This window comes from Acidobacteriota bacterium (genome assembly GCA_039028635.1).
GTDB lineage: Bacteria > Acidobacteriota > Thermoanaerobaculia > Multivoradales > JBCCEF01 > JBCCEF01.
In genome coordinates this window covers 21,582-37,601 of sequence record JBCCHV010000026.1, presented here as the reverse complement: position 1 = coordinate 37,601, position 16,020 = coordinate 21,582, and the positions used below count along the sequence as shown (strand labels likewise).

The window sequence follows — 16,020 nt, the reverse complement described above, 5'->3', positions numbered from 1 at the left end:
CCTAGTGGTGAAGGGTGCCCGTGTTGACCACCGGCTGGGTGTGGCGGTCGCTGCAGAGCACCACCAACAGGTTGCTGACCATCGCTGCCTTGCGCTCTTCGTCGAGCTCGACCACCTGCTGCTCGGAGAGCATCTCGAGGGCGTGCTCGACCATGCCGACGGCCCCTTCGACGATCTTCTGGCGCGCCGCCACCACCGCGCTGGCCTGCTGACGCTGCAGCATGGCGGCGGCGATCTCCGGTGAGTAGGCGAGGTGGCTGATGCGGGTCTCGATGACTTCGACGCCGGCCTGGTCGAGGCGCTGCTGCACCTGATCGCGCAGCTCTCCGGAGATTTGGCTGGTGTGACTGGCGAGGGCCTCCTCACCGGCCTTGTGGGCGTCGTAGGGGTAGCCGGTGGCGAGGTTGCGCAGGGCGGCCTCGCTCTGCACCTCGACGAAGTTCTTGAAGTCGTCGACGTTGAACAGGGCCTCGGCCGTGTCGATCACCCGCCAGACGACCACCGCTCCGATCTCGATCGGGTTGCCGTTGCGGTCGTTGACCTTCAGCTTGCCGGTCTCGAAGTTGCGGGTGCGCTGGGAGATTTTCTTCTTCGAGTAGAAGGGGTTGGCCCAGCGCAGGCCCGGGCGTCGCACCGAGGCGCGATAGGAGCCGAAGAGCTGCAGAACCTTGGCCTCATTGGGGTGGACCGTGTAGAGGCCGGTGAGCAGCAGGATCGAAACCATCAGCAGGGCGAGGGCCCCCACCGTGCCCCAGGGGCTTTCGGCGAGAATCGCGGCGCGCACCAGGTAGGCCGAAACGGCGAGCAGGGCGAGGGCAAAGAACAGCATCGGCAGGCCGGGGCCGCCGGGGGATGAGGTTTCACGAATCTGTGGGGTTTGCTTTGTCATCTCTGGATCTCCCAAGTCAATTCGATATCTATATGATATCACTTTGATGTCTATTCCGTCGGGTGGGTTGCTGGTCGCCGATTCGGGCCATAATGGGTCGCCCCCTTCGGGGCCTACCACGGAGAGACGAATCGCCATGTCCGAGCCGCGCCGCGGGTCCTACCTGTGGACCGCCCTTGCCGTTGTCTATTTGATTCCCGCCACCCTGGTGCTCGCCTCGGCGGCGATCCTGCTCAGCTGGGTGCCGCCGCGCGGCAACCTGATGTGTGCCCTGGCGCGGGTCTGGTCGCGCGGCCTGCTGTGGGTGGCCGGGGTGCGGGTGGAGGCCGAGATCCCGCCCACCGTGGCCGCCGGGAAAGGCTTCGTCTACCTCGCCAACCATCAGAGCTACTTCGACATCCCGGCCCTGCTGTCCATTCTGCCGGGCACGCTGCGCTTCGCCGCCAAGCGCAGTCTGTTCCTGATTCCGGTGTTCGGCTGGGCGCTGTGGGCGGGAGGCTTCATCCCGGTCGATCGCAGGGACCGCAGCAAGGCCCGGGAGGTCTATCGTGCCGCCAGCCAGCGCCTGCACTCGGGGGCCTCGGTGCTGTTCTTTCCGGAGGGCACGCGCTCGCCGGATGGGCGGGTGGGAACCTTCGAGCGCGGAGGGTTCCTGGTCGCCCTCAAGGCCGGCGCGGCGATCGTGCCGGTGGGGGTGCAGGGCACCCGCGACGTGCTGCCGCGGGATAGCTGGAGAATCCAGCCGGGGACCGTGCGACTGCGCCTCGGCGAGCCGATCGCGGTGGCCGACTACGGCTTGCGCCGCAAGGGCGAGCTGGTGACCGCGGTGCGAGAGAAGGTGCTCGATCTCTCGGCGGAGGCGTCCGCCCTCGAAGACGAGCCGGCGACCGGCTCTTGACCTGCTAGAGTGCCGCCGACGGGGTGCAATCCCGCCTTCCTTCCAAGAGAATCGAGACCATGACCACGGATATCGAATCGCGCGTTTGGGATGCCCTCAAGACCTTGCGTTATCCCGGCATGAGTCGGGACATCGTGTCCTTCGGCTTCGTCAAACGGGTTGAAGTCGAGGGCGGTGCAGTGAGCGTCGATCTCCACATGTCGACGCACAATCCGGAGGCTGCCGAGGAGGTCCGCCGGTCGGTTGAGACCACCGTCGGCGAGCTCGAGGGGGTCAGCGCCGTCGCGGCTCGCCTCGAGGTGGTCAAGCCGGATCCGCCGCAGCGTGCCGCTCAGCAAGCGACGGCGCAGAATCCGGAGCTCATTCCCGGGGTCCGACACGTCGTGGCGGTGGCCAGCGGCAAGGGCGGCGTCGGCAAGTCGACGGTGTCGGCCAATCTCGCCGTGCGGCTGGCCCAGCTCGGTCATCGCGTCGGCCTCCTCGATGCCGACATCTATGGGCCGTCGGTGCCCATGCTGTTCGGCATCGACGACCGTCCTCGGGTGATCGAGAACCGTATCCAGCCGTTCGATAAGTACGGCATCAAGCTGATGTCTCTGGGCTTCATCCTCGACATCGACACGCCGGTGATCTGGCGCGGCCCGATGGTGATGCGCGGCATCGAGCAGATGCTCGGCGATGTCGAATGGGGGGTGCTCGACTACATGATCGTCGATCTGCCGCCGGGCACCGGCGACGCCCAGCTCACGGTCACCCAGAAGATTCCCCTCGCCGGGGCGGTGATCGTCACCACCCCCCAAGACGTCGCGCTGATCGACGCTCGCAAGGGCCTGGCGATGTTCCGCAAGGTCGAGGTGCCGGTGGTCGGCATCCTGGAGAACATGTCGTCCTTCGTCTGCCCCCACTGCGGCGAAGCGACCAATATCTTCAAACACGGCGGCGGCGAGCGCACGGCGGAGGTCCTCGGGACCCGTTTCCTGGGTCGGGTACCCCTCGACCCGGCGATCGTCGAAGGCGGTGATGCCGGCGTCCCGATCGTGGTCGAGCAGCTCGAAGGGCCCCACGCCGACGCCTTCCGCGAGGTTGCCGAGGCGGTGACGGCGGCGGTGGAGTCGGCGGATCAGCCGCGCCTGACCATCGTCTAGGCGTTTCGCCGAATCGGCCTTCCGCTGCCAGGACCTATGCACCCGAACCGACGGCCGATTCGCCTGCCGGCGCTCCTCCCGGGCTGCGGCACCAGTGGCTTTGAATCGCCGAGAGGCCTCGCCTCCTCGCTGAGAAGCTCGGGCTAGTCGCCGTGGCCGTCGCTCTCCTCGCCGACAACCACCTGAGCGGCCCCGGCGGCGAAGCCGGACCGCTGATCGCCCAGCTCGAGGGTCTCGCCGAGCAGGGCTGTGAACGGCTCATCCTCCTCGGCGACCTGTTTCAAGCCTGGGTTGGCAGCGAGCGCTTCGAGACCGACGACATTCGAGCCGTAGTGGCGGTCCTGCGCCGGCTGCGGCGAGGCGGCTTGCGCATCGACTACATCGAAGGCAACCGCGACTTTTTCCTCGATCGCAGTCCCTACGCCGATGCCTTCGATTCGGTGGTGCGGGAGATCGCCTTCGAGGTGGGCGGCGTGCGCTATCTCGCAGTCCACGGCGACGGCCTCGACGACCGCGACTGGCAGTACCGGTTCTGGCGCTTCCTGTCGAAGAGCCCGCTGTCGCGTTTTCTGGTCTTCCGCACGCCGCGGCGCTTCGCCCGGCGGATGGTCGATTCGACGGAGGATCGCCTGTCGCGGACCAATTTCAAGCACAAGCGCGTGCTGCCGGAGGGGGTGATTCGGGCCTACGCCGAGCGCCGTCTGGCGGAGGGCCACGACGTCCTGCTGCTCGGTCACTTTCACGAGGCCCGGACCTGGCCGGTGGCCGGCGGTGAAGTCCGCCTGGTCGAGGCCTGGTTCACCAGCCGCCGGGTCGAGTGGATTCGGTAGGAACCCTTGGCAGGTTGCTGACCAGGCCGTTCAATGGGCTCGCGGCGCCGGGCCGCCGGCGACATCGAAGAAGGTCAGGATGTCGGTTTCCGCCGGCAGCTTGCCGAGCTGGCGCAGCATGGTGACGACCTGTCCGCGGTGGTAAAGGGAGTGGGTCCAGAGCTGATGCAGGCACTGTCGGTTGACGTAGGTCCAGCGTTCGCCCTTGGGGTTGAGGTAGGAGAACTCGCCGTCGATGAGTTCTTGGGTGAGGTCCGTGGCGTAGTCGTCCTGCACCGCTTCGACCTCGCTCCAGCGCTGGCGGAGGGCGTCGACGGTCGGGAATTCGGTGGGGTCGAGGCGGAACTGTGGTGACCGCCCCTGCCAGCGCTCCGACCACAGCCACTCCGAGGACAGGGTGTGCACCAGGGTGTCGCGAATCGAGGGAAAGCTGTTGCCCAGGGGACGGGTCAGCTCCTCGTCGCCGAGCTCGGCGACCAGGTCGAGGAGGGCGTGGTTCGCCCAGCGGTTGTAGGCCAGCAGCTCGCGAAACTCCACGGGGGTCATGGGAACTCCTCATCGCCAGGGACGATCTTTTGAATTTGTAAAGATAAATTTGCAGATATCTTATCCCAGCCGGGTGGCTTGACGTGAGGCCATGCGGGGCGGCTGTCAGCTCAGCTTGTGGATTTCCTTCGCCAGCTCGGCGAGGGTCCGCGGTGCCGAGCCTTCGGCCTTGTTGTTGGCGACCACGAAGACTGCCTTGCCGCGGCCGAGGGCATCCTTTGCCAGGGCGGCGACGGTGCGGCGCGCGGTTGGATCCCGGTCGACCAGATGCGAGAAGGGCGCATAGCGCTGTCGCGCCTGGTCGTAGCCCAGGCCGCGGTAGAGCATCCAGCGAATCACCAGGGCCTCGCCCTCGAGGGCGCCGCTCAGCTTTGCCTGGGTGGCGATGTCCGGCATGCGCGGGTGGAGGTTGAGGCAGTGCAGGGCGCCGGCGTCGGCGAGGGCTTGGCGCCAAGGCGGTCCGAGGAGCTCGCGATTGCGCAGCTCGACGGCGTAGCGTGGTCCCTTCGGCAAGGCATCGAGGAAGCGGTGCAGGCGCTCCGGAAATTGACGCGGCAGCTCCTGCGGCGCGAGCTGGAAGAGCAGCACGCCGGCGCGATCTTGCAGGCCCTCCAGGTAGGGACCGACGACTTCGTCGGTGGCGTAGGCGGCATCGAGAAACAGCGGGTTGTCGCAACCCGCCCGGGTGCCGTAGCGCGGATGCTCCGGGAAGCGCGTCAGGGTGCAGGCTTCGTGAGCCTTGACCAGGAAGCGAAACTCCGTCGGCACCGCCTCGCGATAGGCGGCGTAGGCCGCGGCCGAGATCGGCTGGTAGTGGGTGCGGTCGAGGCCGACGCCGTTGAGCAGCGGATGGCGGGCGTAGGCCGCCAGGCCATGGCGCGCCAGGGCGGTCTCCGAATGGTGCTTGCGGTACACCAGCCCGGCCCAGCCCGGAAACGACCAGGACGAGGTGCCGAGGTAGAGCCGCGACGGCATCGCGGCGGCGAGCTCCGCGAGCTCCGGCGGTGCTTCCGCCGGCTGCACCGGACCCTGGATCGCGGGAGCTTGATCAAACAGCAGGAACTGGTCGCCGGGCATGTCCATTGTCGATCGCTCTCAGTCGACCAGTCGTCCGGCGCGCTCGAGGCTCTCGAGGTGGGCCACGATCTGACGTTCGGCGAGGGGCCAGGCCTGGCGCGGTGCGTCGTCGTAAACCACCGGCAGCAGCTCCGCCGGCTGGCGCACTCCGTTCTGCCAGGCGGCGAGGACTTTCTCCTCTCGCCAACGCCGGTGGTCGATGTAGTGGCGCAGCTTGCCGACGGCGTCCCGAATCGGTGGTCCGTGGGCCGGAAAGAGCACCCGGGGCGCCAGCTCGGCGAGGCTTTCGAGGGAGGCGAGGTAGTCGTCCATGTCGCCTTCCGGCGGGTCGATCACGATCGTTCCGATGCCGGCCACCATGTCGCCGGCGATCAGCGAGCCGCCATTCTCTTCGTAGAAGCAGAGATGCCCACGGGCATGGCCGGGCGTGTGCAGGACTCGGATCGGAAAGGGCCGCGGGCCATCGAGAACCACTCGCTGACCGGCCTGCAGCTCGCCGTCGACGGGAATGCCGCGGGCGGCCAGGCGTTGGGCGGTGGCGGCGTGGGCGAGCACCGGCACGCCCAAGGCCTGGCGGGCGGCGGCGACGCCCCCGACGTGGTCCGGATGGTGGTGGGTCAGCCAGATGGCTTTCAGCGAATCGGCGGGCAGCGCCGCGAGGGCTTCCTCCAGGCGGCGTTGCTCCGCGGGCAAGGTCGAGCCGGGGTCGACCAGCACCCGCTCGCCATCGCCCAGCAGGTAAGCGTTGGTGCGGTTGGCCGGCGGCAGGGTGGCGGTTTCGAGTGGCAGCAGGATGACGCCGGGACGAAACTCGATGCGTCGGAAAGGGCCGAGGTTGGCTTCCCGGGGATCGAGCAGGCGGGGCAAACCGGCTTCAGGGCCGTCCTCGGCCAGCACCCGCAGGGCGTGCAGGATCGGCGGTGCCGTCACCACGTCGCCCCAAGACCAGCGCGCTGCCGCCTCTTCCGGCACCACCCATTCGCCGGAGTCGAGCTCGCCGGGCAACACCTGCGGCTGCTGGAGCCGGTCGGCGGGCCAGGGCAGCAGGAAGAAGCGGTTGTCGAAGCGGCGTGGCGCCAGCGGCGGAGTCAGCCAGCGGCCGGCGAAGGTCAGCTCGTCGACGGACAGGGAGACGCCGAGCTCGGCGAGCAGCGGGCCGAAGTCGGCCTCTTCGGCGAGCAGCCGGCGGCGGGCTTCGGCGAGGGCGTCGTGGGTCGGCAGGGCATCGCCGGTGAGCAGCAGACCGGTCTCTTCGAAGAGCTCGCGCAGCGCGCCGACCAACAGGCCCGGCACCAGTGTCGGCGGCGTTCGGTGGACACCGTCCGAGAGCAGCGGGTCGGCCTCTTGGCCGTCCGAGATTCCGCTCGGCAGAGCCGCCGGTTTTCCCACCACGGTGATCTCCGCGTCGCGGCGCGAAATGCCGCCGCCGGGGAAGGCATACCAGCCGCCCATGAAGGCCAGGGCATCGGAGCGCCGCACCCAGAAAACCTGCAGATCGCCCGCCTGGCGACGCCACAGAATGACGGACGCGGACGGTCGCGGTGCCTTGGGCGGAGTGAGGGGTGCTCCGGCCGCGGCCGCGAGGACCTTCTCGTAGAGGCCTTCTTCGCTCATCGGGGACGGTCTCCTGGGCTCATCGCGGCGTCGACTTCGTCTTCGGCCCGCAGGCGCGGAGCCAGCGCCGGTCGCTCGCGACATCCCGCCGCCGGCGGCTGATCATAGCGGCAGCGCCGAACGTGCTGGCGCAGGCCGTCGAGAATCCACGGCAGGCTCTTGAGGGTGGCGCGGTTCTGTAGGCGCGGCGAAATGCCGAGGTCGTGCAGCATGCGCAGCCGGACGAAGGTCTGGTCGGGGGCGACCTGGCGCAGGGTCCAGGTGCCGAAGCTCTGCGCCATCGGGCCGCTGTCGTCCACCAGCCGCCAGTCGCTGGTGTACTCGATGGCGGTGCCGCCGGCTCGGCGGGCGGCCGTCAGGCGAATGGCGAAGGAGCGCTCGCGTCGATCCAGAGGCACCTTCAGGGTTTGTTGGCAGAGCAGAGTGCCGGCTGCCTCCAGTTCGCCATCGGAGGCGCGCACGAAGGGCATGAAATCGCGGTAATTCTTGCAGTCGACGATGGCGCGGAAAAGGCGCTCGGCGGAGAACGGAAGAACCTCCTGGATTTCGCCGACGCGGGCACCTGCTCCGGGCAGCAGACGGGCCTCGGTGGCCGCGACGATCGCTGGCAGCGCCAACAGCGTCAGGAGGGCGGCGACCGACCGAGTCATCGCGGAGAGCCTCGACATGAGTCGATTCTAAGGCCGTGGGATAGGTTAGGCGGCAGACGTCTTCATGAGCTGAGAGGGAGCGGATCCGGATGGAGCAACCTGAAGAGGAGCGAGGGATGGCCGCAGCTGGACGCTGGAAGGACTTGCTGATCGCCGGCTTGGCGCTGGCCGTGTTGGTGCTGGGGGGGTTGCTGTGGCAGCGCGGTGCCGAGGCCGATCGCGACCGGCCGCCGGAAAACGCCGTCAGCCTCTTCGATCTGGTGCTAGATCGCGAAGATCGCCAGTTCATCGATCTGGTCTTCGACCGGCCGCTGGGCGAAGGCCGCTTGGGAGAAGTCTTCGAGTCCCCTCCGGCGACCCTCAATCCCAGCGTCGGCGGCTCTTGGCGCTGGCGCGATCGCGGCATTTTGCGGTTCGAAGCCAGCGGCCGGCTGCCGGCGGCGACGGAGATCGTCCTGTCGCTGATTCCAGATCGCTTTTTGGAAGAAGGCCAGGTGTTCGCCGGTGACCGCGAGCGCCGGGTGGTGACCGACCAGTTCCTGGTCGAGACGGTCGAGGTCTTCGAGGAGCCGGATCCGGAGGGCGGCGAAGCCAAGGTCATCTTCCGGGGCGAGCTGCGCTTCAACTATTCCGTCGATCCCGAGGATCTGGCGCCTTTGGTGACGCTGCAGGACGGTGGCCAACCGGTGGCCGTCGAGCTCGAAACCCTGTGGCCCTCCCAGGTGGTGGGTTTTCGCACCGCCGCCGTCGCCAAGACCAAGGCCGAGCGCGAGCTCGAGCTCACCGTCGCCGCCGGGCTGACGCCGGCCGACGGCAATGTGCCGCTGCAGGAGCCTTTCCGCCAGACCGTCGCCCTCGGCTCGCGTGATCGCCTGGCGGTGCGGGGTCTGCAGGCGGTGCCGGCGGAGAGTGGCTCGAGCTTGCGGGTCAAGCTCTCCTCGCCGGTGGCGGCGAGCTTGGCGGAGAGCTTCGTCGGCCTCGAGCCGAAAACCGAGTTTCGGGTTTCTGCGGTGCGCAATGAGCTCATCCTGAGCGGAGACCTGAGCCCCGGCCAAACCTACAAGGTGCGTCTCGGCGCCGGCCTGTCGGCCTCCGATGGTGCGAGCCTCGCCGAGCCCTGGGAGCAGGAAGTCTTGCTGCCCAACCTCGATCCCCTGATCGACATTCGCGGTGCCGGCATGTTTCTGCCGCGGGGTGGCTTCCGCACCCTGGCGGTGGAGACGGTCAACGTCGATCGCTTTCGCCTCGCCCTCGATCGGGTCTACCGCAACAACCTCTTCGGTCTGCTGCAATCGGGGTCCTTTTCGACCACCGGCGGGAGTGGCTATGCCTCGCCGGTGCGACATTCCCTCGGTGATCGTCTGAGCAACGTCGAGGTGCGGGTGCGCGGTGGGCGCAATCAGCGCATCGAGACGCCGGTGACCCTCGACCGCTACATCGACGCCGATCGTCCGGGCGTTTATCGCGCCGTGGTCACCCGCCGGGGCGACTGGCGTTCCACCGAACGCTGGCTGCTGCTGACCGACCTCGGCGTGGTCGCCAAGAATGCCGGCGACGAGTTCTTGGTGCTGGTGACCTCCCTCGAGTCACTGGCGCCGGTGGCGGGGGCGCGGGTGCGCCTGATCTCGAGCCAGAACCAGCTCCTCGCCGAGGGGCGCAGCGACGCCCAGGGTCTGTGGCGTACTCGCGGGCTGGTCGCCAAACTGGCGGAGCAGAACGCCCGCCCCTATCTCGTCACCGTCGAGCGCGGCGACGATCTCAGCTTTCTGCTCCTCGACCAGGCGCGCATCGACAGCACCGGCCTCGACGTCGGCGGCGCCAGCCTCGGGGCCCGCGGCTACTCGGCCTTTCTCTACGGCGAGCGCGATCTCTATCGGCCGGGGGAGACGGTGGAGGGCCTCGCCATTCTGCGCGATGCCGCCCTGACGGCGCCGACGCCACTGCCGGTGGTCCTGCGCCATCGCGACCCCCAGGGGCGAGAGCGCGATCTCTTGCGTGCCACCAGCGACGAGCGCGGCCTGGTGCCCTTCGAGCTCGAGCTGCCGGCCTATGCCCTGACCGGTCGCCACAGTCTCGATCTTGAGGTCGCCGATCAGTCGGTGGGCCGCTATCTCTTCCAGGTCGAGGAGTTCGTGCCCGACCGCATCAAGGCCGCTATCGAGCCAGCGGGGCAGCCGGGCCCGGGAGAAGAGCTCAGCTTCGAGGTCGAGGGGCGCTACCTCTTCGGTCCCCCCGGCGCGGGCTTGCCGGTGGAGGCGCGAGTGCGCCTGGTGGATGCCACCTTCGCTCCCGATGGATTCGGGCAGTTCACCTTCCGCAACGGCGATCGCCGCTTCGAGGATCGCCCGTTGCTGAGCAGCGAGGGTACTCTCGACGACGAGGGACGCCAGCGATTCGCCGTCGCCGTGCCCTTCGGGCTGACCGCCCCTTCCAGCCTCGAGGCGGTGATCACGGCGCGGGTTTCGGAGCGCGGCGGTCGCGGTGTGACCGCTCGTCAGCGCATGACCGTTCACCCGGTGCCGCGCTATCCCGGCTTGCGCAAGGTCGAATCGGGCTATGCCGATCCCGGTGAGCAGACCGCCTTCGAGTTGGTGATGGTGGCCCCCGACGGCGAGCTGGCGGCGGCGGGATCGCTGCGCGCCGAGCTCTTCCGGGACCGCTGGAACACGGTCCTGCGGCGCGCCCCGGAGGGCACCTTCCGCTACGAATCGAGCCGCGAGTCGAGCCTGGTCGACAGCCGTGCCCTGGCGACCCAGGGGGGGCGCGAGACTTTCTCCTTCGTGCCGCCCGAGACCGGCTCCTACCGGGTGGTGGTGACCGATCTCGAGTCCTCCGCCTCGAGCGAGATCGGTTTCTATGCTTCGGGCTGGGGCTATGCGCCCTGGGCGATCGACAACCCGGCGCGGGTCGAGCTCGACCTCGATCGGGATGAGTACCGCCCCGGCAGCACGGCGACGGTGCAGGTGCGGGCACCGTTCCCTGGTCGCTTGTTGCTGACCGTCGAGCGCGACCAGATCTTCCACACCCAGGTGCACACCCTGGACGGGAACACGGCGACCCTCGAGGTGCCGATCGGCGAAGCGCTGCGGCCGAATGCCTACGTCACGGCGGTGCTGGTGCGCAACGCCTCCGATCTCGGCGACGGTGAGGTGACGCGCGCCTTCGGAGCGGTGCCGATCTCCGTCGATCGCTCCAGCAACCGCCTGCCGCTGACCGTCGAAGCGCCGGCGCAGATCCGCTCCGGGACCACCCTGGCGGTGGCCGTCGAGGCGGCCCCCGGGGCCGCCGTCACGGTGGCCGCCGTCGACGAGGGCATTCTGCAGCTCGCCGGCCAGAGCACGCCCGATCCCTTTGCCTTCTTCTACCGCAAGCTCGGCCTGGCGGTGCAGTCCTTCGACGGCTTCTCGCTGCTGTTGCCGGAGGTGCCGGTGGCCGGTGAGCAGGCGGTCGGCGGTGGTGACGCGGCGGCCGCGATGGCGCAGTACGTGCAGTCCGAGGGACTGCGCCGGGTGCGTCCGGTGGCCTTCTGGTCCGGACCCCTGGTGGCCGACGGCAGCGGGCGGGTCGAGGCCGAATTCGAGGTGCCCGACTTCCAGGGTGCCCTGCGCATCATGACCCTGGGGGTCGACGGCCGGCGCTTCGAGTCGCGCCAGCAGACGGTGGTGGTGCGCGATCCGCTGATCGTCACCCCGACCTTTCCGCGCTTCCTGGCCTGGGGAGATGAGGCGGAGATTCCACTGGCGGTGCGCAACGACACCGGTCGCGAGGGCGACTTCCGGATCGTGCTGGCGGCCGGCGGCGAAACCCTCGGCGAGACGTCCCTGGTGGTGGCCGATGGCGCCGAAGCGGTGACCCACCTCGCCCTCGCCGGCGAACGCGGCTCGCGGGTCCGCGAGCTCACCGTGGTGGTGACCGGCAACGACGAGAAGGCCTCCGCCCGAGTGTCCTTGCCGCAGCGCTCCCACCTGCCCTACCGCACTCTCGAGACCGCCGGCCCGGTGGGCGAAGCGGCGATGGAGCTACCGGCGCCGGGCGACTGGGCCGAGGACGGCACCCTGGAGCGCGAGCTGCGCCTCGGGCCGCTGCCGCTGGTGCAGTTCGCGGGCAAGCTTTCGGGGCTCCTGCGCTACCCCTATGGCTGTCTCGAGCAGACCGTCTCGGCAGCCTTCCCGCTGGTCTATCTCGAGGACCTCGCCCGTCAGCTCGAGCCGGGCCTGTTCGACATCGAGGGGCGGCCGAGCCCGGCGGCGGCGGTGGAGGAGGGCATCCGGCGAGTCGGAGCCCTGCAGAGCTACACCGGTGGCTTCACCCTCTGGCCGGGGGCGGACGAATCGCACCCCTGGGGCAGCGTCTGGGCGGCCCACTTCCTGGTCGAGGCGCGCCGCGCCGGTTTCGGTGTCGAGGGCTTCCTCTATGACGGCGCGCTGCGCTACACCTCGGGCCTGGCGCGCGCCAAGAGCCAGTACGGCAGCGATGAGCTCGAACGCGCCGCCTATGCGCTGTTCGTGCTCGCCCGCGCCGGCCGGGCCGATCTCGGGACGATGGACTTCCTGCGCCAGCAGAAGCAGGGCGATCTGTCGCCCGCGTCGCAAGCGCTGTTGGCCGCCGCCTACGCGGCTCGGGGGGATGCCGATGCCGCCGACGAGCTGGTGCGCCAGATCGGCGAGGTCGAGGAGGTCGCCCGCGCCAGCGGCGGCAACTTCTCGTCACCACTGCGCGACCGTGCTCTGCTGCTGTTGGCGTTGCTCGAAGCTCGCGCCAACGATCCCCGCATCTCCGAGCTCGCCGATCGCCTGGCGCGGGATCTCTCCCGACGCCACGGCTGGACCACCCAGGAGTCGGCCTTCGCGCTGCTCGCCCTCGGCGAGCTCTATCGGCGCCAGAGCGAAGGTCCCGACTATCGCGGCACGGTGGAGGTGGGAGGGCGCTCTCTGGGCGACTTCGAGCGCGCCATTGAAGCCTTCCCGTCGATCGCCGGCCGCCAGCCGATCGCGGTGAAGATCACCGAGGGCTTCGCCCCAGGGGCGGCCTTCTTCAGTCTCCGGACGCGCGGTTTGCCCAAGGACTCGGCCTTCCGGCCGGAGAGCTCCGGCCTCGAGATCGAGCGCGAGTTCTTCGATCGTGAGCGGCGCTCGGTCGATCCCCGGCGTATTCAGCAGGGCGATCTGGTAGTGATCAAGACCCGCGTGCGCAGTATCGCCGGGCCGGTTGAGAACGTGGTGCTTCAAAGCCTGCTGCCGGCCGGCCTGGAAGTGGAGAATCCGCGCCTCGAGTCGACCGAGACGTTGCCCTGGATCAGCGATGCCAACGCCTCTCCCGACTATGTCGATCTGCGGGATGACCGCCTGCTGGTCTTCCTCGATCTCCCCGCCAATCAGTGGCAGACCCTTTACTCCTTGGCTCGCGCCATCGTGCCGGGGCAGTTCCGCCTGCCGCCGCCGGAGGCAGAGGCGATGTACAACCCGGCGCTGCGGGCGGTTGGCGAGGCGGGGTCTCTGGAGGTGTCGAAACGGATACCCTGAGGCTGCCCCAGCCCGACGTCGCGCCGCCGGCGTCGCCGCGGCCCCAGCGCCGCCAGCGCTGGCGCCGCCGGCTGATCGCAGGACTGTCCTCGCTGCTCCTGCTGGCGGGCGCCTGGGTCGCCCTCGACCTGCTGATTCCCTTTCCTTGGGAAAACCTCGAACGGCCCTCGGCGCGGGTGGTGCGCGACCGTGACGGTCAGCCCTTGCGGCTCTTCCTGCCGGCCGATGACATCTGGCGCTGGCCGGTGACCCTCGACGAGCTGCCGCCGCAGTTGATCGATGCCCTGCTGGCCTCCGAGGACCGCTGGTTCTACCGCCATCCGGGGGTCAATCCGCTGGCCATCTTGCGGGCGGCGCGCGACAACCTGCGGGCCGGAACGGTGGTTTCCGGTGCTTCCACCCTCACCATGCAGATCGCTCGCATGGCCGAGCCCAAGGAGCGCACCCTGCGCGCCAAGGCGGTGGAGCTGTTCCGGGCCCTGCAGCTCGAGCGCCGCTACACGAAGCGCGAGCTGCTCGAGATCTACCTCAATCTGGCGCCCTACGGCGGCAACCTCGAAGGGGTCGGTGCCGCCGCCTGGTTCTATTTCGGCAAGGAACCGGCGGCGCTGTCGAGCGGCGAGATCGCGCTGTTGACGGCGCTGCCGCGCTATCCCGTGGGTTACGACCCGACGCGCTATCCGGAGAGGGCCCGCAAAGTGCGCTCGGCGGTGCTCGATCGCCTGGTCGAGCGCGGCGTGGTGAGCGCCGAGGAGGCGGTGGCGGCCCGCCGTCAGACGCTTCCCAGGAAACTCCAGCCGGTGCCCTTCGTGGCGCCCCACTTCGCGCGCGAGGTGGCGCGGCGGATGAGCCCGGCGACTTCCCTGCGGACTTCCCTCGACCGTCGCGTGCAGCGCATCGCCGAAGGTTCCGTCGCGCGGCGTATCGACGAGCTGCGGGCCCTCGGCATCGGCAACGCCGCGGTGGTGGTGCTCGATCTCGAAACGCGCCAGGTTCAGGCCTGGGTGGGCTCGGCCGGCTTCTTCGACGGCCAGTATCAGGGGCAGGTCGATGGGGTGCTGGCGCGGCGCAGTCCGGGGTCGACCCTCAAGCCCTTTCTCTATGCCCTCGCCCTCGAACAGGGAGACTGGATTCCGGACTCCTTTCTGCTCGACGTTCCGACCGACTTCTCCGGCTACGTCGCCGAGAACTACGATGGCCTCTATCGCGGTCGCGTGACCCTGCGCACGGCCCTCGCCGAATCCCTCAACTCACCGGCCGTTCGGCTCTTGTCTCGCCTCGGTCTGGCCGATTTCCTGACCTGGCTCGAACGCGGCGGCGTGACCTCCCTCGACCGCGGGGCAGGCGCCTACGGCCTGCCCTTGGTGCTCGGTGCCGGCGAAGTCAGCCTCCTCGAGCTTACCGGTCTCTACGCCGCCCTCGGTGGTGGTGGCATCGCCGCAGTGCCGCGCTGGACGTCGGGGGGTGAAGGCACCGTCTCCGGCAGTCGCTGGATCTCCGCTGGGGCTGCTCGGCAGGTGGCCGACATGCTGACGGAAGTGCGTCGCCCGGACCTGCCGGAGAGCTGGTCATTGGCCCGCGATGTCCCCGCCATCGCCTGGAAGACCGGGACGTCCTACGGTCATCGGGACGCCTGGGCGGTGGGCTTCTCGGATCGCCAGGCGGTGGGCGTCTGGGTGGGCAACTTCGATGGCGCCGCGGTCCAGGGCATTTCCGGCTCGCGCCATGCCGGCCCGCTGCTGTTCGATCTCTTCCGCGCCCTCGCCGTCGGACGCTCTCCAGCAGCTCCCGGCCGGCCGGCGCCGGGGACGACGGCCAGGCGAGAGGTTTGCTCGGTCAGTCACCACCGTCCGGGCCCCTACTGCCCCCGGCGCCACACCGTCGAAACCCTGGTCGATCACACCCGCCTCCCCGAGTGTCGGCTGCATCGGCGCATCTTCGTCGACACGGAAAGCGGCGAGTGGTTGGCGGGGCGATGCCTGGGCGAGCGGCCTCACCAGGCTCGGGTGGTGGTGGTCGAGCCGGCCGAGCTGCTCGCCTGGCGACGCGGCCGCGGCGACGCCGTCGATACCCTGCCGCCGCTGGCCGACGGCTGCTCCGGGGGCTTGGCGATCGCTCCACCGCGCATCGTCTCGCCGGATGCGACCACGCCCTACCGGCTGCGAGCCGGGGTACCGCGCGACTTCCAGAAGATCGCCTTGGTGGCCCGTCACGGCGGTGGCGATCTCTTCTGGTTTCTCAACGGCCGGCTGCTCGGATCCGGATCCGCCGACCAGGAGCGCTACTGGCTTCCCGAGGCCGGCGACCATCGCCTGGTGGTGGTCGACCAGCACGGTCGCTCCGACGGTATCGATCTGCGAGTGGAGTAGCGGCACCGCACCTCATCACCTAGCTTCTCCGCGACCCTCTTCGCCGAGGTAACGGCCGCCGCCGCCGGGCGCCTATCTGGTGGTGAGGGAGCCGTTTCGATAAGTGATCGGAGGTTGCGTTATGAGTCAGCTCGTCGAGGGTCGAGCTCGGCCGATGGGTCGGGTCTTCGTGTCGTTGTTGGTCGCAATACTCGCCGTGGGAGCCCTGCGGGCGGACCTGCCGACCGATGTCGAAGTTTATGTTGCAGATAGTCGGGCCCGGCCGGGAAAGATCTATCAGGTGGGATTGGCGCCCTATCCGCAGACTCGTTTCGAGCGTCGCGCCGGAGGGATTTCGGCCCTTGCCGTGGGGCCCGATGGGTGGTTTTACTTCGTTGACGCCAACGATCGTTTTATCTTTCGAACCGACGGGCGTGAGGAGTATGAAGTTCATCGCCATTCGACGTACATTCGAGACCTTGCGTTCGATTCGGCGGGCCG

At 69.0% G+C, this 16,020-nt stretch carries 10 protein-coding genes; 5 read left to right on the top strand and 5 right to left on the bottom strand.

Going from position 1 to position 16,020, the window contains the following annotated elements; translation table 11 throughout:
• Position 1: 1 nt before the first annotated feature.
• Positions 2 to 829 (bottom strand): SPFH domain-containing protein, encoded by an 828-nt coding sequence (locus AAF604_12220; protein ID MEM7050421.1) that lies wholly within the window; start codon positions 827 to 829, stop codon positions 2 to 4.
• 196 nt (positions 830 to 1,025) lie between these two features.
• Here AAF604_12220 and AAF604_12215 point away from each other — a divergent pair, with 196 nt between their 5' ends.
• The 3 genes from AAF604_12215 to AAF604_12205 all read left to right on the top strand — a co-directional run bounded on the left by AAF604_12215 (position 1,026) and on the right by AAF604_12205 (position 3,762).
• Positions 1,026 to 1,787 (top strand): lysophospholipid acyltransferase family protein, encoded by a 762-nt coding sequence (locus tag AAF604_12215; protein ID MEM7050420.1) that lies wholly within the window; start codon positions 1,026 to 1,028, stop codon positions 1,785 to 1,787.
• A 59-nt stretch (positions 1,788 to 1,846) separates the two neighbouring features.
• Positions 1,847 to 2,932 (top strand): Mrp/NBP35 family ATP-binding protein, encoded by a 1,086-nt coding sequence (locus AAF604_12210; protein ID MEM7050419.1) that lies wholly within the window; start codon positions 1,847 to 1,849, stop codon positions 2,930 to 2,932.
• A gap of 152 nt (positions 2,933 to 3,084) precedes the next feature.
• On the top strand, positions 3,085 to 3,762 hold the full coding sequence (locus AAF604_12205) for a hypothetical protein (protein MEM7050418.1): 678 nt from the start codon (positions 3,085 to 3,087) through the stop codon (positions 3,760 to 3,762).
• Positions 3,763 to 3,792: 30 nt separating this feature from the next.
• Here the strand turns inward: AAF604_12205 and AAF604_12200 are convergent, their stop codons facing one another.
• From AAF604_12200 to AAF604_12185, 4 genes are all read right to left on the bottom strand, one after another.
• Complete coding sequence (locus AAF604_12200; protein MEM7050417.1) at positions 3,793 to 4,308, bottom strand: DinB family protein; 516 nt, start codon at positions 4,306 to 4,308, stop codon at positions 3,793 to 3,795.
• Positions 4,309 to 4,413: 105 nt separating this feature from the next.
• Positions 4,414 to 5,391, bottom strand: coding sequence for a DUF72 domain-containing protein (locus tag AAF604_12195; protein MEM7050416.1), 978 nt, complete (start codon positions 5,389 to 5,391; stop codon positions 4,414 to 4,416).
• A 12-nt stretch (positions 5,392 to 5,403) separates the two neighbouring features.
• Complete coding sequence (locus tag AAF604_12190) at positions 5,404 to 6,999, bottom strand: MBL fold metallo-hydrolase (GenBank protein MEM7050415.1); 1,596 nt, start codon at positions 6,997 to 6,999, stop codon at positions 5,404 to 5,406.
• On the bottom strand, positions 6,996 to 7,649 hold the full coding sequence (locus AAF604_12185; protein MEM7050414.1) for a hypothetical protein: 654 nt from the start codon (positions 7,647 to 7,649) through the stop codon (positions 6,996 to 6,998). Before AAF604_12185 ends, AAF604_12190 begins: the two co-directional genes overlap by 4 nt.
• Positions 7,650 to 7,765: 116 nt before the next feature.
• Between AAF604_12185 and AAF604_12180 the strand changes: the two genes are divergently transcribed.
• Positions 7,766 to 13,171 (top strand): MG2 domain-containing protein, encoded by a 5,406-nt coding sequence (locus AAF604_12180; GenBank protein MEM7050413.1) that lies wholly within the window; start codon positions 7,766 to 7,768, stop codon positions 13,169 to 13,171.
• Positions 13,168 to 15,540 carry a penicillin-binding protein 1C gene (gene pbpC / locus AAF604_12175; protein MEM7050412.1) on the top strand — a complete coding sequence of 791 codons (2,373 nt, stop codon included), beginning with the start codon at positions 13,168 to 13,170 and terminating at the stop codon, positions 15,538 to 15,540. The genes AAF604_12180 and pbpC overlap by 4 nt, the downstream gene beginning before the upstream one ends.
• The last annotated feature ends 480 nt before the right edge of the window (positions 15,541 to 16,020 follow it).